Annotated in this window: 15 protein-coding genes; 4 read left to right on the top strand and 11 right to left on the bottom strand. The window is 66.5% G+C overall.

The window, feature by feature from the left end; all coding sequences use genetic code 11:
- Positions 1-57: 57 nt before the first annotated feature.
- The 8 genes from C8C99_RS20630 to C8C99_RS20595 form a co-directional block, all read right to left on the bottom strand.
- A complete protein-coding gene (locus tag C8C99_RS20630) occupies positions 58-1632 on the bottom strand; it encodes a methyl-accepting chemotaxis protein (protein WP_056641808.1) in 1575 nt (524 codons plus the stop codon).
- A 215-nt stretch (positions 1633-1847) separates the two neighbouring features.
- Positions 1848-2900, bottom strand: a complete 1053-nt coding sequence (locus C8C99_RS20625) for an adenosine deaminase (protein WP_056641615.1) — start codon at positions 2898-2900, stop codon at positions 1848-1850.
- Positions 2900-3883 (bottom strand): aromatic ring-hydroxylating dioxygenase subunit alpha, encoded by a 984-nt coding sequence (locus C8C99_RS20620; RefSeq protein WP_056641611.1) that lies wholly within the window; start codon positions 3881-3883, stop codon positions 2900-2902. Before C8C99_RS20620 ends, C8C99_RS20625 begins: the two co-directional genes overlap by 1 nt.
- A gap of 129 nt (positions 3884-4012) precedes the next feature.
- Positions 4013-5179 (bottom strand): BMP family ABC transporter substrate-binding protein, encoded by a 1167-nt coding sequence (locus C8C99_RS20615; RefSeq protein WP_056641608.1) that lies wholly within the window; start codon positions 5177-5179, stop codon positions 4013-4015.
- A gap of 109 nt (positions 5180-5288) precedes the next feature.
- The gene (locus C8C99_RS20610) at positions 5289-6209 is read right to left on the bottom strand and encodes an ABC transporter permease (protein ID WP_108626744.1); all 921 of its coding nucleotides are present in this window, start codon (positions 6207-6209) and stop codon (positions 5289-5291) included.
- Positions 6209-7279, bottom strand: coding sequence for an ABC transporter permease (locus tag C8C99_RS20605; protein WP_056641603.1), 1071 nt, complete (start codon positions 7277-7279; stop codon positions 6209-6211). The genes C8C99_RS20610 and C8C99_RS20605 overlap by 1 nt, the downstream gene beginning before the upstream one ends.
- Positions 7272-8876, bottom strand: a complete 1605-nt coding sequence (locus tag C8C99_RS20600) for an ABC transporter ATP-binding protein (protein WP_056641600.1) — start codon at positions 8874-8876, stop codon at positions 7272-7274. Before C8C99_RS20600 ends, C8C99_RS20605 begins: the two co-directional genes overlap by 8 nt.
- A 79-nt stretch (positions 8877-8955) precedes the next feature.
- Positions 8956-9888: a LysR family transcriptional regulator gene (locus tag C8C99_RS20595; RefSeq protein WP_082576811.1), complete on the bottom strand. Its 933-nt coding sequence runs from the start codon at positions 9886-9888 to the stop codon at positions 8956-8958.
- A 104-nt stretch (positions 9889-9992) separates the two neighbouring features.
- Between C8C99_RS20595 and xdhA the strand changes: the two genes are divergently transcribed.
- Together xdhA and xdhB are read left to right on the top strand one after the other, a co-directional pair.
- Entirely contained in the window at positions 9993-11504 is a 1512-nt protein-coding gene (xdhA, locus tag C8C99_RS20590) for a xanthine dehydrogenase small subunit (protein ID WP_056641592.1), read from the top strand.
- Positions 11501-13849 (top strand): xanthine dehydrogenase molybdopterin binding subunit, encoded by a 2349-nt coding sequence (gene xdhB, locus C8C99_RS20585; RefSeq protein WP_108626743.1) that lies wholly within the window; start codon positions 11501-11503, stop codon positions 13847-13849. Before xdhA ends, xdhB begins: the two co-directional genes overlap by 4 nt.
- An 844-nt stretch (positions 13850-14693) precedes the next feature.
- Here xdhB and C8C99_RS20575 read toward each other — a convergent pair.
- Together C8C99_RS20575 and C8C99_RS20570 are read right to left on the bottom strand one after the other, a co-directional pair.
- The gene (locus C8C99_RS20575; RefSeq protein ID WP_056641586.1) at positions 14694-16850 is read right to left on the bottom strand and encodes a diguanylate cyclase domain-containing protein; all 2157 of its coding nucleotides are present in this window, start codon (positions 16848-16850) and stop codon (positions 14694-14696) included.
- A gap of 336 nt (positions 16851-17186) precedes the next feature.
- Complete coding sequence (locus tag C8C99_RS20570) at positions 17187-17810, bottom strand: Crp/Fnr family transcriptional regulator (protein WP_056641584.1); 624 nt, start codon at positions 17808-17810, stop codon at positions 17187-17189.
- Between the two features lie 290 nt (positions 17811-18100).
- Here C8C99_RS20570 and C8C99_RS20565 point away from each other — a divergent pair, with 290 nt between their 5' ends.
- A complete protein-coding gene (locus C8C99_RS20565; protein ID WP_056641580.1) occupies positions 18101-19141 on the top strand; it encodes a porin in 1041 nt (346 codons plus the stop codon).
- A 73-nt stretch (positions 19142-19214) separates the two neighbouring features.
- On the opposite strand, the gene C8C99_RS20560 is transcribed toward C8C99_RS20565, so the two are convergent.
- Complete coding sequence (locus C8C99_RS20560; protein ID WP_108627254.1) at positions 19215-20570, bottom strand: glycerate kinase; 1356 nt, start codon at positions 20568-20570, stop codon at positions 19215-19217.
- 101 nt (positions 20571-20671) lie between these two features.
- Between C8C99_RS20560 and C8C99_RS20555 the strand changes: the two genes are divergently transcribed.
- Positions 20672-22549 carry a phosphodiesterase gene (locus C8C99_RS20555; RefSeq protein ID WP_056641578.1) on the top strand — a complete coding sequence of 626 codons (1878 nt, stop codon included), beginning with the start codon at positions 20672-20674 and terminating at the stop codon, positions 22547-22549.
- Positions 22550-22636 lie beyond the last annotated feature (87 nt).

The raw sequence follows: 22636 nt of genomic DNA, 5'->3' as shown, positions 1-22636 counted from the left end.
TCTGGATTGAAGCCTGGAGCGGGCCCTGCCGCCGTGTGCAAAGCCCCGGAAAGGCATTCAGTTCAACCGCAGCGCCTGCTGGCCCGCCCCCAGGCGGAAGGCCCCCACGACTTCAGCCAGGCGCGACGCCTGGTCTTTGAGGCTTTCAGCGGCGGCGGTGGACTCTTCCACTAGGGCTGCGTTTTGTTGGGTCATCTGGTCCAGCTGGGTCACCGCCACATTCACCTGGCCAATGCCCTGGCTCTGCTCCGAGGCGGCTGCGCTGATCTCGCCAATGATGTCGGTCACGCGGCGCACCGAGCTCACGATCTCGCCCATGGTGGTGCCGGCGTTCTGCACCAGCGCAGCACCCGACTCGACCTTTTCCACGGACACGCCGATCAGCGTCTTGATTTCTTTGGCCGCCTGGGCCGAGCGCTGGGCCAGCGAGCGCACTTCGCTGGCCACCACGGCAAAGCCCCGGCCCTGCTCGCCCGCACGGGCGGCTTCCACGGCCGCGTTCAGCGCCAGGATGTTGGTCTGGAAGGCAATGCCGTCGATGGTGCCGATGATGTCGGCGATCTTCTTGCTGCTGGTGTTGATCTCGTCCATGGTGGTCACCACCTGGGCCACCACATCGCCCCCGCGCTGGGCCACCTGCGCCGCCGACACGGCCAGCTGGTTGGCCTGCACGGCCGAATCCGCGCTCTGGCGCACGGTGCTGGTCAGCTCTTCCATGGAGCTGGCGGTCTCCTGCAGGCTGCTGGCCGTCTGCTCGGTGCGTGCGCTCAGGTCCTGGTTGCCAATCGCAATCTGGGTGCTGGCCGTGGAGATACTGTCCACCACGCCACGCACTTGCTGCAGCGAACGGTGCAGCGCACTGCGCATGGCATCCAGGGCGCGCAGCAGGTGGCCGGTTTCGTCGTTGGCATAGCTCGCTTGGGGGGCGCCCGTCAGGTCCATGTTGGCGATGGTCTCGGCAATGGCCTCAGCCTGGCGCAGGGGGCGCGTGATGCTGGTGGTCAGCAGCCAGGCCAGCAACGCACCCAGCAGCAGCGACACGCCAGTGCAGATCTGCAGCAGCAGCGTGGTCTGCGCGCGCAGCTCTTCGCTGCGCTTGCCGGCCGCATCCAGCTCGGCGCGCTGGCCGTCCACCATCTGTTGCACGCCCGCCAGGTAGCTGCGGGAGGTGGGTTCGAACCGCTCGGAGAAGACCTTGTTGGCATTCTCGGCATCGCCCGCCTGCTTGAACTTGCTCACTTCCTCGCGGGCCGCCAGGTAGTCCTTGCGCAGGTCACCCACCTTGGCAAAGAGCTGCTTCTTTTCCGGCGTGTCCATTTTGGACTCGATGAATTTCTGCAGCTCGTTGGTGTCGCGGATCGACGCCGCCGTGGCAGGCGCAAAGTAGGGAATCAGGCTGGCATCACTGCTCTTGGCGATGGCCGCCGCGCGCTGCACGCCGGACGTGGTGTGGCGCAGCCAGTCCGAACCAGCGCGCTCCGTCTTGATGTTGTCGTTGACCATGGCATCGATCTCCCGGCCCAGCTGGCTGAGCTTGACCACGGCCACCACGCTGCTGGCAAAAAACAATGCCAGGATCAGACCGAGCACCAAGGTCAGGCGCTTGCCAATGGAGATTTGACTGAGAAACATGGAAGGCTCCAAAAAGGGGGACGACACGGCACCCGTGCACTCCGCAAAGGGGCGCAGGGTAAGGGCCATGGCGGTGGATCACCCCGTGGGCCTGGGCCGGACACAATTCAAACGAATACTTACTATTTTAAGGGTTTACCCAGATCACGCCCCTGCCGCACGGGCGACAGCCCCTCGGGCGTCATTTCCCAAGCCCACTGCGCGCTACCCGAAGCTCAGTAATCGTGCTCCACGCACCGCTCAAACGTTTCCTTGAGCTTGTGCTCCCACACCCGCTTGTCGGCATTGCCCGCAAAGCTGGCTTCGAAACTGTTGAACGCCAACTGATAGGCATGCTTGGCCGTGAGGCCCGTGGCCGCAAACACCTGGGTGAAGTTCTCGTTGATGTAGCCACCAAAGTAGGCCGGGTCGTCTGAATTGACCGTGGCGGCCAGCCCGGCATCGAGCAGCTTGCCGAGGTTGTGGTCTGCCAGATTGGGGAACACACACAGCTTCTGGTTGGACAGCGGGCACACCGTGAGCGCTATGCGGTCTTGCGCCAGGCGCTGCATCAGTGCCGCGTCGTGCACGGCCTGCACGCCGTGGTCAATGCGCTCGACCTTGAGCACATCGAGCGCGCTCCAGATGTAGGCGGGGGGTCCCTCCTCCCCCGCATGGGCGACCAAGTGCAGGCCCAGTTCGCGGCAGCGGGCAAATACTCGGGCAAACTTTTCGGGGGGGTGACCCAGTTCGCTGGAGTCCAGCCCCACACCCACGATCTTGTCGAGGAGCGGCATGGCCTGCTCCAGCGTTTCAAACGCCGACTCTTCGCTCAGGTGGCGCAGGAAACACAAAATCAGCGTGGCGCTGATGCCCAGCTCGGCGCGCGCATCCTGGCAGGCACGGTGCAGGCCGTTGATGACGGTCTCCATGGGCACGCCGCGTGCGGTATGGGTTTGCGGGTCGAAGAAGAGTTCGGCGTGCAGCACGTTGTCGCGCGCCGCGCGGCCCAGGTAGGCGCGCGCCATGTCATAAAAGTCCTGCTCATGCAGCAACACGCTGGCGCCCGCGTAGTAGATGTCCAGAAAACTCTGCAAGTTGGTGAACGCATAGGCGCTGCGCAAGGCGTCCACGGTGGCGTAGGGCAGCGTCAACCCGTTGCGCTGCGCGAGCGCAAAGATCAGCTCGGGTTCCAGCGAACCCTCGATGTGAATATGCAACTCGGCCTTGGGCATGGCGCGCAGCAGACCGGGAAGGCGCTCTGCGGAAATGGGGGGGATCTTGAACATCAGCAGACTCCAAAGGTGATGCCACTCTGGCGCAGAAAGCGGCGATAGGCAGATGATGCCTTGTCGGCAGCGGTATGCAACTCCGCGCGCAGGTCGAGCGGCAGACACTGTGGCGCCTGCGACTCCAGCACGGGCTGGTCCTGCGTGAAGATGGTGTCCTGGAAGGCCTGCAGTTTCTCGTCTGGCGAATCGAAATCGGCCACCGCCAGCCGGAACCACGCCCGGCTGCGCACGGGCGTCACCGGGCAGATGAACAGCGCTATGGACTCGCGCCAGCCCTCCACCGCCGTGGTGCCCGCCTCGGGCACCTTGGTCAGCATGGCCGCATAGGGCGCCGTGACTTCGTAGGTGTATTCGACCTGGGCGGCCGCCGTGGAATGCAGGTTGGATTGCGGTTGCCAAGCCTTGCAGCCCGTGGCCAGCAGGCCCGTGGGCGTGGGCTCCACCCGGTAGTCGTCGATGGCTGTCGCTTCGCGGCTGCCCAGCCAGCCTTCGTGCACAAAGCCGAAATGCGACATGTCCAAAAAATTCTCGATGATGCGCGGCGCGCTGGCCGCTACGTCGTAAGGGCCGCAGTTGAGCTTGCGCAGGCGGGCGTCCCCTTCCGCCGCAAACACAGGCAGTCCCTGCTCGCCCGGTGCGATGCGCAACCACACCAGGCCATAGGCCTCCTGCACCTCGAAATGGCGGGCGCAGTGCGTGGCCGGAGGCACAAAGGTGGGCAGTGCTGGCACGTGCGTGCATTGTCCACCGGCGGCAAACTGCCAGCCATGGTAGGGGCACTCCAGCTGGCCCTGGGGCGTTACGCGGCCCAGCGACAGGCGGGCGCCCCGGTGCGGGCACTGGTCGGCCAGTGCGTGCACGATGCCTTTACGGTCGCGCCACAACACCACGGGTTGTTCCAGCAATTGCAAGGCCAGCGGTGCCTGCGCAGCCACGGCCTCTGACAGGGCCACCGGGTGCCATAACGTTGATTCCACCATCGTTCTTGTTCCTTTGAACAGGTTCTTAAAGCTGCAGGCCGCGCAATGCCTCTGCAAAACAAAAGGGCCACCCCAGGGCGGCCCTTTGTCACAGCAGCCCGCAAGAACTGCTGATGAACGCGGTGCAAATTACTTCTTGTCGCCGCCAGGGATCTTGCCTTCCACGCCCTTGACGTAGAAGTTGATGCCGCCCAGGAACTTGTCGTCGGCCACAGCGTCCTTTTCGAGCACGGGCTTGCCGTCCTGACCCACGATGGGGCCCTTCCAGATGCTGAAGCTGCCGTCGGCCAGGCCCTTCTTCACGGCTTCGACCTTGGCCTTGGTGTCGGCAGGCACGTCTTCAGCGATGGAGACGATGTCGATCGCGCCTTCCTTCACGCCCCACCAGCTCTGGCCCGAAGCCCAGGTGCCGTCCAGCACGTCCTTGGTGGCCTTGACGTAGTACGGGCCCCAGTTGATCACGGCCGATGCCAGGTGGGCCTTGGGGCCGTAGGCGGTCATGTCGCTGTCCCAGCCGAAGGCACGCTTGCCCTTCTCTTGAGCAGTCTTGAGCACGGCGGGAGAGTCGGTGTTCTGGAACAGGATGTCGGCGCCGCCGTTGATCAGCGAGGTGGCAGCTTCGGTTTCCTTCGGTGGGCTGAACCATTCATTCACCCACACCACCTTGGTCTTGATCTTGGGGTTGACCGACTGCGCACCCAGCGTGAAGCTGTTGATGTTGCGGATCACCTCAGGAATCGGCACCGAGCCCACCACGCCCAGCGTGTTGGACTTGGTCATGGCGCCAGCGATGATGCCGGCCATGTAAGCGCCTTCGTAGGTGCGGCTGTCGTAGGTGCGCAGGTTCTCGGCCGTCTTGTAGCCGGTGGCGTGTTCAAACTTCACGCCCTTGTTGTCTTCCGCCACCTTGAGCATGGATTCCATGTAGCCGAAGGTGGTGCCGAAGATCAGCTTGCTGCCCTGGCCGGCCAGGTCGCGCAGCACGCGCTCGGCGTCGGCGGACTCGGGCACGCTTTCCACAAAGCTCGTCACAACCTTGTCGCCGAATTCCTTCTCGATGGCCTTGCGGCCGTTGTCGTGGGCAAACGACCAGCCGCCGTCACCCACAGGGCCGACATAGGCAAACGCGATCTTCAGTGGCTCGGGCTTGGGGGCCGGTGCTTCTGCGGCAGGGGCCGGAGCAGGCGCGGGGGCCGGTGCCGGTTCTTCCTTCTTGCCACAACCCACGAGGGCGGCAGCGGCCACAGCGGAGAGCGCTGCCACCTTGAGCAGGGAGCGTTTCTGCAGATCAGTCATGTCGGTTTCCTTATCGAAGAAGTAAGACTTGCAAAGGTTGGGGGACGAAGCTATCAATTATGGTGCGATCTACCGCAGGGTAACCAGATTTTCGCGCGCGCAATCCTTATCACGAGCCCGGATAAAACGGTTTGCCGAGCGATGCTGGCATGTTGATGCGAATCCAGGTTGGATTGCGCGAGATCAACGCCAGCACCACGATGGTGGCCACATACGGAAGCATGCTCAGCAACTGGCTGGCCACCTGCAAGCCCGTGGCCTGCAAATGGAACTGCAGCATGGTCACACCACCAAACAGATAAGCACCAAGCAACACCCGTGCCGGGCGCCAGGTGGCAAAGGTGGTGAGTGCCAGCGCGATCCAGCCGCGCCCGGCCACCATGCCCTCCACCCACAGGGGGGTGTAGACGGTGGAGATGTAGGCCCCGGCCAGCCCGCACAGGGCACCGCCCACCACCACGGCCGCCAGCCGGATGCGCCGCACCGGGTAGCCCAGTGCGTGCGCCGACTCGGGCGACTCGCCCACCGACCGCAGCACCAGCCCGGCGCGCGAGCGGTACAGGAACCAGATCAACCCCACCACCAGCAGCATGGTGAGGTACACCAGTGGGTGCTGCTGAAACAGTGCAGGGCCGAGCAGCGGCACATCGCCCAGCACCGGAATGGCGTACTTGGGCAGCTCGGGCAGCTTGGCCTGCACGTAGCTGATGCCCGCAAACGCCGAGAAGCCCACACCAAAGAGGCTGAGCGCGAGCCCGGTGGCGTACTGGTTGGTGTTGAGCCAGATCACCAGCACGCCAAAGATGGCGGCCAGCACGGCGCCCGCGGCCATGCCTGCGGCAAAACCCAGCCAGGTGTTGCCCGTGTGCACCACGGTGGCAAAGCCCGCGATGGCAGCGCAGAGCATCATGCCCTCGGCGCCCAAGTTGACGATGCCCGCCTTTTCGTTGACGAGCAGGCCCAAGGCAGCGATGGCCAGCACGGTGCCAGCGCTCAGCGTGGCGCCGATAAGCAGTGCGTAGGATTCCATCATTTGCCTCCCTTCGAGGCCACCCAGCGGATGCGGTAGGCGATCAATGTGTCGCAAGCCAGCAGCGTGAACAGCAGCAGGCCCTGGAACACGCCGGTGAGCGACTTGGGCAGGCCCAGGCGCGACTGCGCCAGCTCGCCACCGATGTAGAACATGCTCATGAGAATGGCCGAGAGGATCATGCCCACCGGGTGCAGCCGTCCCACAAAGGCCACGATGATGGCCGCGAAGCCATAGCCGGCCGGCACATAGGGCGTGAGCTGGCCGATGGGCCCGGCCACCTCCAGCGCACCCGCCAGGCCGGCTGCGCCACCCGAGATCAAGAGCGCCGTCCACAGCGCCCGGCGCGACGAAAAGCCGGCATACCGCGCCGCCGCCGGGGCCAGCCCGCCCACCTGCTGGGCAAAGCCCGCCCGCGTGCGGAACAGAAACACCCACAAGGCCCCCGCACCGGCCAGCGCCAGCAACAGCCCGATAGACATGCGCGAGCCCTGCATCAGGCGCGGGATCTGGGTGATCTTTTCAAAATTTTTGGTCTGCGGAAAGTTGTAGCCCATGGGGTCCTTCCACGGGCCATAGACCAGGTAGCCCAGCACCAGCGTGGCCACATAGACGAGCATCAGACTCACCAGGATTTCGTTGGCGTTGAACTTGTCGCGCAGCAGCGCCGTGAGCCCCGCCCAGGCCATGCCGCCCAGCACCCCGGCGAGCAGGATGGCGGGCACGATCCAGGGGCCCGTGGTTTTGTCGGCCAGCAGCGCCACACCGCCCGCCACCACGGCGCCGATCACAAACTGGCCTTCGGCGCCGATATTCCATACGTTGGAGCGAAAGCACACGGCCAGCCCCAGCGCTATCAGCAGCAACGGCGTGGCCTTGACCATGAGTTCGCCAATGGCGTACTGGGTCTTGATGGGCTCCCAGAAGAACACCTGCAGCCCACGCACCGGGTCTTTGCCCAGCGCGATGAACAGGGCCACACCGATCAGCACCGTGAAGGCCAGCGCCAGCAGGGGCGAGCCATAGGTCCAGAGCTTGGACGCCTGAGGGCGCGGTTCCAGCTTAAGCATGCTGCACCTCCCCGGCTTGTTGTTGCTGCTGTTGCTGCTGTTGCTGCGCCAGGTGGGCCTGCACATCGGCATGCCACAGGCCGCTCATCCATTCGCCAATGCGCTCCACCGTGGCCTCGGCGCGCGGCACCGAGGGCGACAGATGCCCCTTGGCCACCACATGCAGCCGGTCGCAGATCTCAAACAATTCGTCCAGCTCCTCACTCACCACCAGCACGGCACAGCCCGCATCGCGCAGCGCCAGGATGGAGCCCCGGATCTGCGCCGCCGCGCCCACGTCCACGCCCCAGGTGGGTTGCGAGACGATGAGCAGCTTGGGTGCAGCGTCGATCTCGCGTCCCACGATGAACTTCTGCAGGTTGCCGCCTGACAGCGACTTGGCCGCCGCATTGGGGCCACCCGCCTTCACATTGAAGCGCCGGATGATGTCCTCGGCATGCTTTTGCAGCGCACCCACCTTGATCCAGCCACTGCCGCTAACCGAATTGGTGCGCGTGAGCAGCAGGTTGTGCGCCAGGCCCATGGTGGGCACGGCGCCCCGGCCCAGGCGCTCTTCGGGCACAAAGTGCAGGCCCAGCGCCCGGCGCTGGCCGGGGCCCATGCGGCCCGCGTTCTGGCCCGTCACCTGGATGCTCGCAGGCTCGGCGCGCTGGTCTTCGCCCGACAGCGCATAGAGCAGCTCTTTTTGCCCGTTGCCCGACACCCCGGCAATGCCCACCACCTCACCCGCCTTCACCTCGAACTGCAGGTCGATCAGGTCTACGCCAAACTGGTCGGCGCGTGGCAGCGACAGGCCCTGCACGCGCAGCACCGTGGCACCGGTCTGCACCGCGCGGTGCTCCAGCGCTGGCGGCTCTGCGCCGATCATCAGGCGCGACAGGGAGGCATTGGATTCCTCGGCCGGGTTGCACACGCCCGTGACCTTGCCGCCGCGCAGCACGGTGCAGGCGGTGCACAGCGCGCGAATTTCGTGCAGCTTGTGGCTGATGTAGAGAATGCTGCAGCCCTCGCTGGCCAGCTTGCGCAGCACCACGAAGAGCTTCTCGACCGCCTGGGGCGTGAGCACCGACGTGGGCTCGTCCAGGATCAGCACCTTGGGGTTGGTGAGCAGCGCGCGGATGATTTCCACCCGCTGCATCTCGCCCACACTCAGCGTGTGCACGGGGCGCAGGGGGTCGATGTCGAGGCCGTATTCGGCGGCCTTGGCGGTGATGCGCTGCGTGACCTCGGCCAGCGCGAGGCTTTTGTCCAGGCCCAGCCACACGTTTTCGGCCACCGTGAGGGTGTCGAACAGGCTGAAATGCTGGAACACCATCGCAATGCCCAGGGCACGCGCCTCTTGCGGGTTGCGCACCTGCACGGCCTGGCCGTTGAAGAACACGCTGCCTTCATCGGGCTTGACCGAGCCGTAGATGATTTTCATCAGCGTGGACTTACCCGCGCCGTTTTCGCCCAGCACGGCGTGGATTTCACCCGGCAGCACCGTGAGCGACACGCCGCTGTTGGCCACCACGGCCGGGTAGCGCTTGGTGATGCCCACCAGCTGCAGCCGTGGCGGCGCCGCACCAGGCGCTGAAGGATTGGGGGGAGAACTCATGCGGGGATTGTCTCTCAGTTTTACAACTTGTTATAAGAATGAAAATACCTCATGGTGCTTGTTCAGCATGCCCAAGCAGCTATTCTTTTCGTAGCGAAGCAGCCACGGTTTTCACGCAGTCACGCAGCCACGCCGCAGCGGCAGAATGGTGCGTGCGGGCATGCCACAGCTGGTAATACATGAGCCGGGGAAACGGCACCGGGCACGGCAGGATGGCCAGGGGCAGCTGGTCCACATACCGCTCGCAATACTGGCGGCCCGTGGTCAGCACAAGCAAGCTCGATGCCACGATGCTGGGGATGAGGCTGAAATGCGCGCAGCGCGCCGTGATGTGGCGCTGCATGCCCAGGCTGTCCAGGTGGGCGTCGATCACACCCCGCGCGCCGGGGTGGGTGGGCGTGGGCGCGATGTGCTCGGCCGCCAGCCAGCCCTCCACATCCCAGCCGCGCCGCACGGCGGGGTGGTCCTTGCCAACCAAGCACACCACCTCGTCGCCAAACAGGCGGCCCATGTGCAGGTCGTCGGGGGGCTGGGGCCAGTTGCCGATCACCACATCCACGTCGCCCTGGGCCAGGTGCGCGTGGTAGTGCGCGTCGGCCGACAGGGGCAGGATCTCGATGGGGCACAGAGGCGCCTCGACCTTGATGCGGGCCACGAGCTGGGGCAGGAACAGTGGGTCGAGGTAGTCGCTGGCCGCCACGCGAAAGGTGCGGGTGGCGGTGCGCGGGTCAAACCCACGCGCATCCGAAAACAGGGCCTCCGCCGCACGCAGGATGGCCCCGGCGGGCTCCACCATGCGCAGCGCGGCGTCGGTGGGCATCATGCTGGCGCCGGAGCGCACCAGCAGCGGGTCGCCCGACAGGTCGCGCAGCCTTTTCAACGCAGCCGATACCGCCGGCTGGTGCATGCCAAGGCGGACGGCGGCCCTCGATACGCTGCGTTCTGTGAGCACGGTGTGCAAGACCCTTATGAGATGGAGGTCTATCTTGTCGAAAAGGGCGTGGTCTCTCATAGCGGTGGGGGCATGGGTGCCATAAGCTTGCGCATATGCCGGTAACGGTACTGCGTTCTACCCTCTGCTGAACCTTTCCATCCAAGATCGAAGTGGCGTTTGTCATGACAACAAGACCCTTGCAATTCCTGCGCCGAGGCCAGCCCGTGGCGCTGGGCAATGTACCACCCGACCGCACCCTGCTGGAGGTGCTGCGCGAAGACCTGGGCTGTACCGGCACCAAGGAGGGCTGCGGCGAAGGCGACTGCGGCGCCTGCACCGTGGTGCTGGGCGAAGAACGCGACGGCCAGCTGCACTACAGCGCCGTGAACAGCTGCATCCGCCTGGCCCATTCGGTGGACGGCATGGCGCTGTGGACGGTGGAAGACCTGGCGGAAGATCCACTGATCCAGCCCGTGGGCGACTCCCCCGCTGCGGCGCGGCAAGCGATTACCTTGCACCCTGCACAAGAAGCCATGGTCCAGTGCCACGGCTCCCAGTGCGGCTTCTGCACCCCAGGCTTCGTGATGAGCCTCTTCGGCATGTACCAGAACCATGTCTGCCACGGCCAACCCATCACCCGCGAACTGGCGCAGGAAGAACTCTCGGGCAACCTGTGCCGCTGCACCGGCTACCGCCCCATCCTCGATGCCGCCCAGCAGATGGCGTCGCTGCCCGGCATGGCGGTCAATGAATCCGAAGTGCTACAAAAATTGAAGCTACTGCGGCATGATGCACTAGCACATGCGGCCGATTCGGCCTATATCGCGCCCCTCACCCTCCCTGAACTGCTTGCAGCCCGCGCCGCCCACCCAGGCGCCCAGGTGGTGGCGGGCTGTACCGACGTGGGGCTGTGGGTGACCAAGCAGCACAAGCAGTACACCCAGGTGCTGGACGTGACCCGTGCGGCCGAGCTGCGCGAAGTCACACAGCGCACCGACGCCATCCACATCGGCGCCGCCGTCACGCTGACCGACGCGTTTGCCGCCCTCACTGCGCAGTGGCCGCAGCTGCACCGATTTGCCACGCGGTTTGCGGGGCTGCCGGTGCGCAACTCGGGCACGCTGGGCGGCAATGTCGCCAACGGCTCGCCCATTGGCGATTCCATGCCCCTCTTGATGGCGCTGCGCGCCCAGGTGGTGCTGGCCAGCCAGGCCCGGGGCGAGCGCCAGCTGCCGCTGGAAGACCTGTACACCGGCTACCGGCAAAACGTGATGGCGGCCGACGAGCTGCTGGTGCGCATCGTGGTGCCGCGCCCCTCGGTCCAAGAACAACTGCGGGCGTACAAAATTTCCAAACGCTTTGACGACGACATCTCTGCCGTCTGCCTGGTGCTCAACCTCGACATCGCGGGCGGTACCGTGCAGCGCGCCAGCATTGGTGCAGGCGGCGTGGCCGCCACCCCGGCCCGCGCGCAGCAAACCGAGGCCGCCCTGACCGGCCAGCCCTGGACCGAGGCCACCGCGCAGCGTGCCGCTGCCGTGCTGCAGGCCGAGTTCAGCCCCATCTCCGACATGCGCGCCAGTGGCGCCTACCGCCGCCAGGTGCTGGGCAGTCTGCTGCAGCGCTACTGGCTGGAGAGCCAGGGCCAGTCCTCGGTCAGTCTGGACACCTTGACGCTGGAGGCTGCCGTATGAACGCCCCCCACACCATCGCCGAAACCGCCCTGCCCGCGCCCGCCCGCGCCGCCATGGGCCAGTCGCACATCCACGAAAGCGCCCGCGCCCAGGTGGCGGGCGCCGCGCACTACATCGACGACCTGCCGGAGGTGAAGGGCACGCTGTATGCCGCGCCCATCCTCTCGACCGTGGCCCACGGCACCCTGAACAGTGTGGATGCCACCGCCGCACTGGCCCTGCCCGGCGTGCGCGGCGTGGTGCTGGCCAGCGATGTGCCCGGCGACAAGATCCTCGCCGCGTTCGGACACGACGAGCCCGTGTTTGCACTGGACAGCGTGCAGTTTGTCGGCCAGGTGATCGGCCTGGTGGTGGCCGACTCGGTCATGCAGGCACGCCGCGCGGTGCGCGCCGTGAAGCTCGACATCACCCCCCTGCCCGCCGTGCTGACGGTGCAGGACGCGTTGAAGGCGCAAAGCTATGTGCTGCCGCCGGTGTTTGTCCGCCGGGGCGATGCGGCCACGGGCCTCGCGCAATCGGCGCACCGCATGCAGGGAGCGTTTGAAGTCGGCGGCCAGGAGCATTTCTATCTCGAAGGCCAGATCGCCTACGCCATGCCGCTGGAGCAAAAGCAGTGGTGGATCTACTCCAGCACGCAGCACCCCGGTGAGGTGCAGCACTGGGTGGCGCACGCGCTGGGCATCGACAACCACGCGGTCAAGGTGGAATGCCGCCGCATGGGTGGCGGCTTTGGCGGCAAGGAGACGCAGGCCGGGCACCTGGCCGTGTGGGCCGCCGTCGCCGCCAACAAGCTGGGCCGCCCCATCAAGCTGCGGCTGGACCGTGACGAGGACTTCATGGTCACCGGCAAGCGCCATCCGTTTGCGTACGAGTACGACGTAGGGTTTGACGACACCGGCCGCATCACGGGCCTGAAGCTGCAGATGGCGGCCAACTGCGGCTTCAGCGCCGACCTGTCGGGCCCCGTGGCCGACCGCGCGGTGTTCCACGCCGACAACGCGTATTACCTGAGCGACGTCGAGATCGCGTCGTACCGCTGCAAGACCAACACACAAAGCCACACCGCCTTCCGCGGCTTTGGCGGCCCGCAGGGCGTGATCGTGATCGAGGCCATCCTGGGCGACATCGCCCGCGCGCTGGGCCGCGATGCGCAGGACGTGCGCCTAGCCAACCTGTATGGCAAGGACGCGAGCAGTGGCCGCCATGTGACCCACTACCAGATGGCGGTGGAAGACAATATCCTGCACGAGCTGCTGCCCACGCTGGAGCAGACCTCGCACTACCGCCAGCGCCAGGCCGAAATTGCGGACTGGAACGCACGCAATGCGGTCATCAAGCGTGGCATGGCCATCACGCCCGTCAAGTTCGGCATCAGCTTCACCGCCACGCTGTTCAACCAGGCGGGTGCGCTGGTGCATGTGTACACCGACGGCAGCGTGCAGGTGAACCACGGCGGCACCGAAATGGGCCAGGGCCTGCACACCAAGGTGGCGCAGATCGTGGCCGACGAGCTGGGCGTGCCGCTGCACCGCGTGCTGGTGACGGCCAGCGACACCAGCAAGGTGCCCAACGCCAGCGCCACTGCCGCCAGCAGCGGCACCGACCTGAACGGCCGCGCCGCCCAGTACGCCGCGCGCAACGTGCGCGACAACCTGGCCTCGTTTGTGTGCGGCCTGGACGGCTGCGGCGCCGGCGCGATCCGGTTTGCGGGCGGCCAGGTGATCTCGCCCAAGACGGTGCGCAGTTTTGAAGAGGTGGTGCAGGCCGCGTACGCCAACCGCATCCAGCTGTGGAGCGACGGCTTTTACCGCACGCCCAAGATCCACTACGACAAGACGACCCTCACCGGGCGCCCGTTCTATTACTTTGCCTACGGCGCCGCCTGCACCGAGGTGGCCATCGACACCCTCACCGGCGAGAGCCGCGTGCTGAAGGTGGACATCCTGCACGACGTGGGCCACAGCATCAACCCGGCCATCGACATCGGCCAGATCGAGGGCGGGTTTGTGCAGGGCATGGGCTGGCTGACGACCGAGCAGCTGGTGTGGAACGACAAGGGTTATCTGGCCACTCACGCGCCGAGCACCTACAAGATCCCGGCCACGGGCGATATTCCGGAGCACTTCAACGTCCACCTGTGGCCCGAGGCGAATCGGGAGGACAACGTGGGCGGCAGCAAGGCGGTAGGGGAGCCGCCGTTCATGCTGGCAATCAGTGTGTATGAGGCGCTGCGCAATGCGGTGGCGGCGGGGCGTAGCGGGGTGGATGCGGCGGCGCCAGTGGTTTTGACGGCTCCGGCGACTGCGGAGAATGTGCTCAGGGCGTTGGGGCGGTTAGGAGAGTGATGTTTTTGGCCGCTGGCGCTTTTTGGATATGCGCTGGTAGCTATCAATTTTGAATCAACCTCCCTGTTCGTCGATTGATGTGCCGGTGTGACTGCATGCCTCAGTTGAGGGCGGAGGCCGGGAGTCGCCCGGCGTGCGAGTCCCTTTCTTTCGCGTCGCCGAAAGAAAGGAACCAAAGAAAGGGCGACCCCACTGTCTGCGTCCCCTGCGCTTCGCTACGGGGCAACCTGCGGTACTCGGGTTTGGCGGGGTCTCGCTCGAACTCGCTTCGCTCAGACAATCGCGAGCCCTGATCCGCCAAACCCTGCGCTCCTCGGCGCATTCAGAGGGGCAAAGGGAGCAGAACATCCACTCGGGCCATCGCTGCGCTCGGCCCCACCTCGCGGGCGCACGCGCCGCGCGCTGCGCAGCCCCGGCCGAGCAAAGCGATGGCCTGAATGGATGTCCGGCTGTTTGGCTGTTTGGCTCCCAACCCCTGCTGGCTGCGCCTGCGTCGGGGCGGTTGCGGGGTGAGCATGGGCGTCGGAGCGCCCATGCCTCGTGAACTGACTCGCCGTGGCTGTCCGAGCGGCGCGCGCAGCGCAAAGCGAGTTCCACGGCGCACCCCGCAACCGCCCCGACGCAGGTCTGCCCCTTCGCACAGCGAAGGGGTCGCAGACTGGGGGTCGCCTTTCTTTTGGGTACTTTTCTTTGGCGAAGCAAAGAAAAGTACCTCGCCCGCCGGGGCGACTCCCGGCCTCCGCCCTCAACAAAGGCATGCGGTTCAATCAGCGCACAAAAATCAACACTACAAAATCAATAGCAAACACCACATATCCCACTAGCGCATCCAGCCCAAAACCCCTCAAACAGGCCCCAAAGCCATCCGCCCCGACGAAGTCACCGACGCATCCCTCGCATGCCGCGTCTCCACCCGGTTGCGCCCCGCCCGCTTGGCGTCATAACAAGCCATGTCCGCCGCATACAGCACCGACGGCACATCCTGCAAGCTGGCATCGAGCACCACCAGCCCAATACTCACCCCCAGCGTAAAACTGCGTCCCTGGTACGACGGCTCCCACGCATGCACCGCCGCACGCAACTGCTCGGCCACGGCCTGGCCGCGTGCCAGTGCACAGCCGGGCAACACCACCGCAAACTCGTCCCCACCCAGGCGCGCCGCCCAGCCAATCTGGCGCACATGGGATGCCAGCAGCCGGGCCACATGGCGCAGTACATCGTCGCCCGCGTCGTGGCCCGCAATATCGTTGACCACGGTGAAATGGTCCAAGTCGAGGAACAGCACCACGCCGTCGCCCTGCGCATCGCTGCCTTCCTCGTCGGCGGCACCGGCAGCGGAAGCAGCAGTAGCAACAACAGCACCCACTGGGCGCTGGCGGGCGGACCGCTCGGCCATCAACTGGCCCAGGCGCTCGTCAAACGCGGCGCGGTTGTACAGCTGCGTGAGCGCATCGTGCGTGCGGCCCCAGGACTGCTGCACCTGGGCCTCGCGCGCGGCGGTGATGTCCTCCAGTATCCACACGGTGCCACCATGCACCTCATCGGGGCGCACGCCCCGGCCCTGCACGCGGGCCCACACGGAGGTGCCGTCCTTGCGCAAAAAGCAGATGTCGCCGTCAAACGCTCCATGCGCAGCCACCTCGGCCCGCACGCGAACGCCTACCTGGGCGTAGTCCGCATCGCTGGCATACAGGGTGCGCGCGGGGCGTCCCTGCAGCTCTTGCGCGGTATAGCCCAGCATCACACAGGCCTGGTGGCTCACCACCTCCAGCATGCTGTGGCGGGTGATGACGATACCTACCGTGGCGCTGTCCAGCACGGCCTGGAACTGGCCGACCACCGTGTCCTGGCGCGACTGCTGCAGGCTGCCCTGCTGCACCAGGCCCTGGAACACCCGCACCAGCTCGCCCACCTCACCGCCCGCGCGGGGCCAGTCCATGTCTGTCGCCGGCTGCTGGCGCGCGCTGGTCTGGAGCAGTTGGCGCGCCTTGAAGGTGAGCCGCGCCAGCGGCTGCGCCATCCAGCCCATCAGGGCCACGGCCAGCAGCATGCATAGCACCATGCTAGCCACCGCCAGCCACCACGCTTCACGCTGGGCGCCATGCAGCGGCGCCAGCAGCGCCTGCGACTGGCTCACGCGCGCCACAATCCACTGCGGCAGCGGCATGCCCGCCATGCTCACGATGTGGCCAGACTGCACATGGGTCATGCCCCGCCCCACCACGGGCTGGGCTTGGCTTTGCCAGCGCGTGTACACGGGGGCCAGGCCCGCCTCATCCCGTACCTGGCCCAGCACGCGGGTGGGGTCGGAGTGCGACAGGATGGTGCCGTCGCGCGTGAAGACGATGAGCTGCGAATCATCGCGCGCGGGCAGCGTCATCGACGGCGGCAGAAGGCTTTGCGACTGCAGGCGCAGCGCACCTGCCACCACGCCCATCACCGTGCCGTCTTCGCGGTGCAGCGGCATGGTGAACATCACCCGGGCCTCGCCCGTGCGCCCCGCAATCAGCTCGGACACCAGCGGCTTGCCATCCACTAGGGTGCGGCGCAGCGCATCGCGTTCGGTGGGGTCGAGGTCGGCGGCTTTTTCGAGCTGGCCGGCGCGCAGGCTCAGGCGCAGCTCGCCGTTGTCGCGGGCGACCTGCATGGTGTCAAAGAACTGCACCGCAGGCAGGCCTTGCTGCAGCAGCCATTCCAGTGACGAGGGCGACTCCAGCATGCCCGGCGTGATGCCGGCGGCCACAGTGCGCAGCACCTTCTGGCTCTGCTCGATCTTGCTGGCCAGCAACCGGGCCACCACCTCGACCTCGTCGGTCTGCTGGCTCACCACCCGGCGCATCGCCTCTTGCCCCGAGGCACGGGTGACTAGCCAGGCCGCCACCGCTCCCGACAGGGCCACCGCCAGCGCCGCCACCAGCATGAGCCGCAGCACCAGCGCGCCAGGCACCAGCCAGCCCGGCGCAGGGTCCGGTGCAGCCGTGGGTGCGGGAGGGGGCGTCATGGACGCTCCCGCACCTGGGAGGGGTGGGCACGCTCAGAGTTCGGCATGGGGACGGGTCATTGCAGACATGTCCCAACAAATATACGCAGGCCCTGTGCCCCGGGGCTTGGGTGGAACCCTTGGTAAAAGCCAAGGAAAAACCCTGAGCCAGCAGGGGCACCACAGGGAAGGCGGCGGGGCTGCCCGCCGCAGCGCGTGCGCCCAGGGCCAAGCGGCACAGCCCACCCCCGCAGGGTTCACCAACGCACGCGATGGTTTGTGAGCAATTGCAACGCAGCCGGTGCTCTAGAGCCCGAGGTTGCCGAGGCGCGCTGCCCCGGTATCAGCTGTGCGGTATCAGCAGCCCGCCATCGACTGCAGTGCCCGCGGCTGGGGCAGCGCCAGCACGTTGCCGGTGCCATGGATCAGGCCCAGCTCGCGCAGGTGGCGCAGCACGCGCGAGAAGGTTTCGGGCGCAATGCCCAGCTGGGCGGCGATCAGGCGTTTGCGCTGGTGCAGGGTGACCTGCATGGCGCCGCTGTGGTCGGGCTGGGCGTGGTTCAGCAGCCACTGGGCGCAGCGCGATTCGGCGTCCTGCGCCAGGCGGCTCACGGCCAGCTCGGACTGTTGCCGGTAGCCCTGGGCCATGTCCAGCAGCAGGCCACGTGCGCCCGGAGGCATGGCAGCCAGGCCACGACGAAAGTCTTCGATGGGCACGCGCCGCACATGCACACGTGTGTCGGACACCATGTCGACCGGCAACGGCAGGCCCAGCAGAGCCGACGCGGCGTCGAGCCAGAACGGCCCCTCGACCGCGCCCAGCTGGTGGCGCAGAAAACCGTCGTCCAGCACACCGCGCAGCACGCGGCCGCTTTCGAGGTGCAACACCGTCGTCAGCACCTCATTGCGCCTGCGCAGCACTTCGCCGGGAGCGATGACCTCGGTGTCAGCGGGCAGAGAAAAAAGGGTAGATGGCAGCATGGAGGTCACTGTGCCGTGCGACCGCGCCTGCGGCATTGAGCCACATCAAAGCCGCACCATGTCGCCCGCCCTGCGCGCCCCAGGTTTGCGCCAAAACACACGAAAACTGCGCCAGCAACGTGCATGGATGCGCGCTGAGAGGCCCGACAGGGATGTAAACAGGTGTTGCACCAGGGCATGGAACTTGCGAAGCCCTACCGGCGGGCCCCGCCCTGCACCACGGTGCAACAGGGGCCGCGTCTCCTTTGCCCCGCCGGACCTCCGGCGCTTTCATCCCCAGGAATCACTCCATGAAGAAAAACCTGATTGCACTGTCTCTATCGCTCGGCGGCGCCCTGCTGTGTGCCACCGGGGCCCAGGCCCAAAGCTCCGTCCAGCTGATGGGCCTGACCGATGTGTTTGTGGGCTCCATGAAAAACGCCGGTGACGCCGGCAGCAGCAAGGTGGTCAACAGCGGCGGCATGACCACGTCGTGGTTCGGCGTCAAGGGCACCGAAGACCTGGGCGGCGGGCTCAAGGCCAACTTTGCGCTCACCTCGTTCATCAAGGTGGATAGCGGCATCCAGGGTCGCTTTGCCAACGACACCTTCTTCTCGCGCGATGCCAACGTCGGCCTGAGCGACAGCTGGGGCACCGTCACAGTGGGGCGCGGCCTGGCCCCCAACTTCCTGCCGTCCATCCTGTCGAACCCGCTGGGCGACTCGTTCACCTTTGCGCCGCTGATCCTGCACATGAACGTGCCCCTGTTCAACGGCACGGGCTGGGGTTCCACCACGCCGTCCGACACCGGCTGGTCCAACGAAATCATCTACAGCACGCCCAACCTGGGCGGTCTGACCGCCAACCTGCACTACCAGTTTGGCGAGGTCGCGGGTGACAGCAGCAAGAAGAACGTGGGCATCAACGCGCTGTACTTCAACGGCCCCATCACCCTCACTGGCTTTTACGAGCGCGACCAGATGAGCAACCCCGCCGTGCCCAGCACCTACCTGGGCACCACCAAGACCGACTGGATGCTGGGCGGCGCGTATGACTTTGCCGTCGTGAAGGCCTTTGCCAGCTACGGCCAGGCCAAGGCCGACAACACCACCAACAAGGCCAAGACCACGCAGCTGGGCGTGTCGGTGCCCGCAGGCGCCACCGGCAAGGTGCTGGCCTCGTGGGCGCAGACCAAGATGACGGCCACCGACATCTCGCGCAAGACCTTCACCGTGGGGTATGACTACTTCCTGTCCAAGCGCACCGACGTGTACGTGATGGCCATGAACGACCGCATCACCAACCAGACCAAGGGCAACAGCTTCGGCGTGGGCATCCGCCACCGGTTCTGAGGCCTGCGCACAGCGCCTGGGGCCATTTTTAAGCCCCAGCAGCCCCAGGCGCTAGTGCAATATGCCTGAGCAGCTACAAAATCAGTAGCACCCGAAAATCGTTCACGTTAGTGTGCGTGGGGCCGGTGACCAGCAGGTCGTCCAGCCCCGCAAAAAATCCCCAGGCGTCATTGCGTGCCAGGTGGTCGTCGATGCGCAGGCCCGCTGCGCCTGCACGCGCCAGCGTGTCGGGGCACACAAAGGCCCCCGCGTTGTCTTCGCTGCCGTCGATGCCGTCGGTATCGGCCGCCAGCGCCCACACCGCAGGCTCGCCCTGCAGCGCCTGCGCCAGGCCCAGGCAAAACTCGCCCGCACGCCCGCCCCGCCCCCGGGGCACGCCGGGCGCACGCGGACGCACGGTGACGGTGGTTTCGCCCCCCGAAAGAATTACACACGGCGCCGCAAACGGCTGGCCGCGCAGCGCCACCGCACGGGCCAGTGCTGCATGCACCTTGCCCACTTCGCGCGACTCGCCCTCCATCTCGTCCGACAGCACATGCGCAGGCAGCCCCGCCGAACGGGCCAGCGCGGCAGCGGCCTCTAGCGCCTGCTGGGGCGTAGCAATCATGTGCACCGCATGGCCAGCAAAACGCGCGTCGCCGGGTTTGGGGGTTTCCAGGCTGCCCGCCTCCAGCGCAGTGCGGATGGCCGGAGGCACATCGATGCCGTAGCGCGCCAGAATGGCCAGCGCATCAGCACAGGTGGTCGCGTCCGGCACGGTGGGGCCACTGGCGATCACCGACGGGTCGTCGCCCGGCACATCGCTGATGGTGAGCGTGACCACGCGCGCCGGCGCACAGGCTGCCGCCAGGCGCCCACCCTTGATGCGCGAGAGGTGCTTACGCACGCAGTTCATCTCGCCAATGTGCGCGCCGCTGTCGAGCAGGGCGCGGTTGATGCGCTGCTTGTCTTCCAGCGTCACCCCGTCGCAGGGCAAGGTCAGCAGGGACGAGCCACCGCCCGAGATCAGGCACAGCACCAGGTCGTGCTCCGTCAGCCCCTGGGTCATGTCCAGAATGCGCTGCGCAGCCGCCAGCCCCGCCGCATCGGGCACGGGGTGCGCGGCCTCCACCACCTCGATGCGCTGGGGCACGCCCACAGGCCGGGGCGGCACATGCCCGTAGCGCGTGACCACCAGGCCCGAGAGGGGCGCGTCCTGCGGCCACAGAGCCTCCAGCGCCTGCGCCATGGCGCCCCCTGCCTTGCCCGCGCCCAGCACCAGCGTGCGGCCCCCGCTCTCGCGGTTGGGCGGCTGGGGCAGCCACTGGCGCATGCCGTGCAGGGGTTGTGCGCTGTGCACGGCGGCATCAAACAGCGCCTTCAGAAAGGCGCGGGGGTGGGTGCGGTAATCCGGCAGGGAGGGGCTGGCTGGCTGGGTTTCTGGGTGCATGCCGCGCATTGTGCAGCGGCAGGGCCAGTCACCCGGCTGTAACCAACTTGTCACACGCCACAGGTATCGTCGGCACCCTTGCTCAGGGACCCACAACAGCCATGCACAACACCCCATGGAGCCGACTGGAGGCGATGATGGCACTGCTGTCACCCGCCGCCCGCCAGGGCACCGGCCCCCTGGCGCGGCTGATGCGCGAAGGCGAGCTGTACTGCGTGTTCCAGCCCCTGGCCGACCTGCGCGAGGGCCAGGTGTACGCACACGAGGCGCTGATCCGGGGGCCGCAGAACACCCCCTTGCACACCCCCGACAAACTGCTGGAGCTGGCCCGGCGCGAGGGCCTCCTGCAGGACTTTGAGTTGCTGTGCGTCTACACCGCCATGGAGCAATGGGGGCGGCACGACGCCCCGGGCCGGCTGTTTGTGAACATCAGCGCCGACGCGCTGGTGCATGGCGTCCAGCTGATCGGCGCCACAGCGCTGGGCGACACCGTGCGCAGCCTGGGCCTGAGCGCCCGCATGCTGGTGCTGGAGATCACCGAGCACGAGCGCGTGACCGACATGCCCCAGCTGCGCCAGGCCATCAAGGCCGTACACGCCTGCGGCGCGCGGCTGGCGCTGGACGACTTTGGCGACGGCCGCTCCAGCCTGCGGCTGTGGTCCGAGGTGAAGCCCGACTTCGTGAAGATCGACAAATACTTCATCCGAGACATCAGCGACCACCCCGAGAACCTGCAGATGCTGCAGGCCATCAAGGGCATCGCCGACGTGTTTGGCACCCAGCTCATCGCAGAGGGCATCGAAACCCGCGACGACCTGCGCGCGCTGCGCGACCTGGACATCCCCCTGGGCCAGGGCTGGCTGCTGGGCCGCCCTGCCATGGCGCCGCGCGAGGCCGTGGACGACGCAGCGCTGGAGGTCATGCACGACCGCCGCGTGGCCGTGCTGCCGCACCTGGGCCAGACCGCGCGCCCGGGCATCCTGCGCAGCTTGCTGGTGGTGCAGGCGCCCACCGCAGCGCCCGCCACCAACAACGACGCCGTAGCCGCCCTGTTCCGCCAGCACACGGACCTGCACGCCCTGGCGGTGGTGGACGGATCACGCCCCGTGGCCCTTATCAACCGCCAGCAGTTCATGAACCACTACGCCACGCCGTACTTCCGCGAGGTGCACGGCCGCAAGTCGTGCCTGGCGTTTGCCAACCTGTCGCCGCGCGTGGTGGAGCTGGACTGCGATGTGGACCAACTCGTGGGCATCCTCACCTCGCAGGACCAGCGCTACCTGAGCGACGGCTACATCGTCACCGACAATGGCCGCTACCTGGGCCTGGGCACCGGCGACCAGCTGGTGCGCGCCGTGACCGAGACCCGCATCGAGGCCGCGCGCCACGCCAATCCGCTCACTTTTCTGCCCGGCAACATTCCGATCAGCCTGCACATCCAGCGCTTGCTGGAAAGCGGCACCGAGTTCGTGGCCTGCTACGCAGACCTGAACAACTTCAAGCCCTTCAACGACCACTATGGCTACTGGCGCGGCGACCAGATGATCCGCCTGGTGGCGCGCCTGGCCACGGCGCACTGCGACGCACGCAGCGACTTTGTGGGCCATGTGGGCGGGGACGACTTCATGCTGATCTTCCAGAGCAGCAACTGGCTGCAGCGCTGCAAGAACATCGTGGACGAGTTTGCGCGCGAGGCCGTCACGCTGTTTGACGACAGCGCCCGTCTGGCAGGCGGCATCCAGGCCGAGGACCGACATGGCGTGCAGCGGTTCTTTCCTTGCACCACGCTGGCCATTGGTGCGGTGCGCATCAAGCCCGGTCGATTCCGGCACGCCGAAGAAGTGGCCAACCTGGCCGCAGTGGCCAAGCATGAGGCGAAGCAGGCATCCACGGGAGTGGTGCTGCATGGCGGGTTTACCGAGTCGAGCCTGGGGGCGCTGGCGGCCGCGCGGGCGTTGCAGGATGTGTTGGCGGCGTAGGGACTGTTTGGACCGCGTCCCAAGGACGCGACGTCGATGCAAAACCGCTGTTTTGGCTCAGCGACAGTAGGCGATTGACGCTGCATG

The organism is Acidovorax sp. 107 (assembly GCF_003058055.1).
Taxonomy (GTDB): Bacteria; Pseudomonadota; Gammaproteobacteria; order Burkholderiales; family Burkholderiaceae_C; genus Acidovorax.
This window is presented reverse-complemented; position numbering and strand designations above follow the sequence as displayed.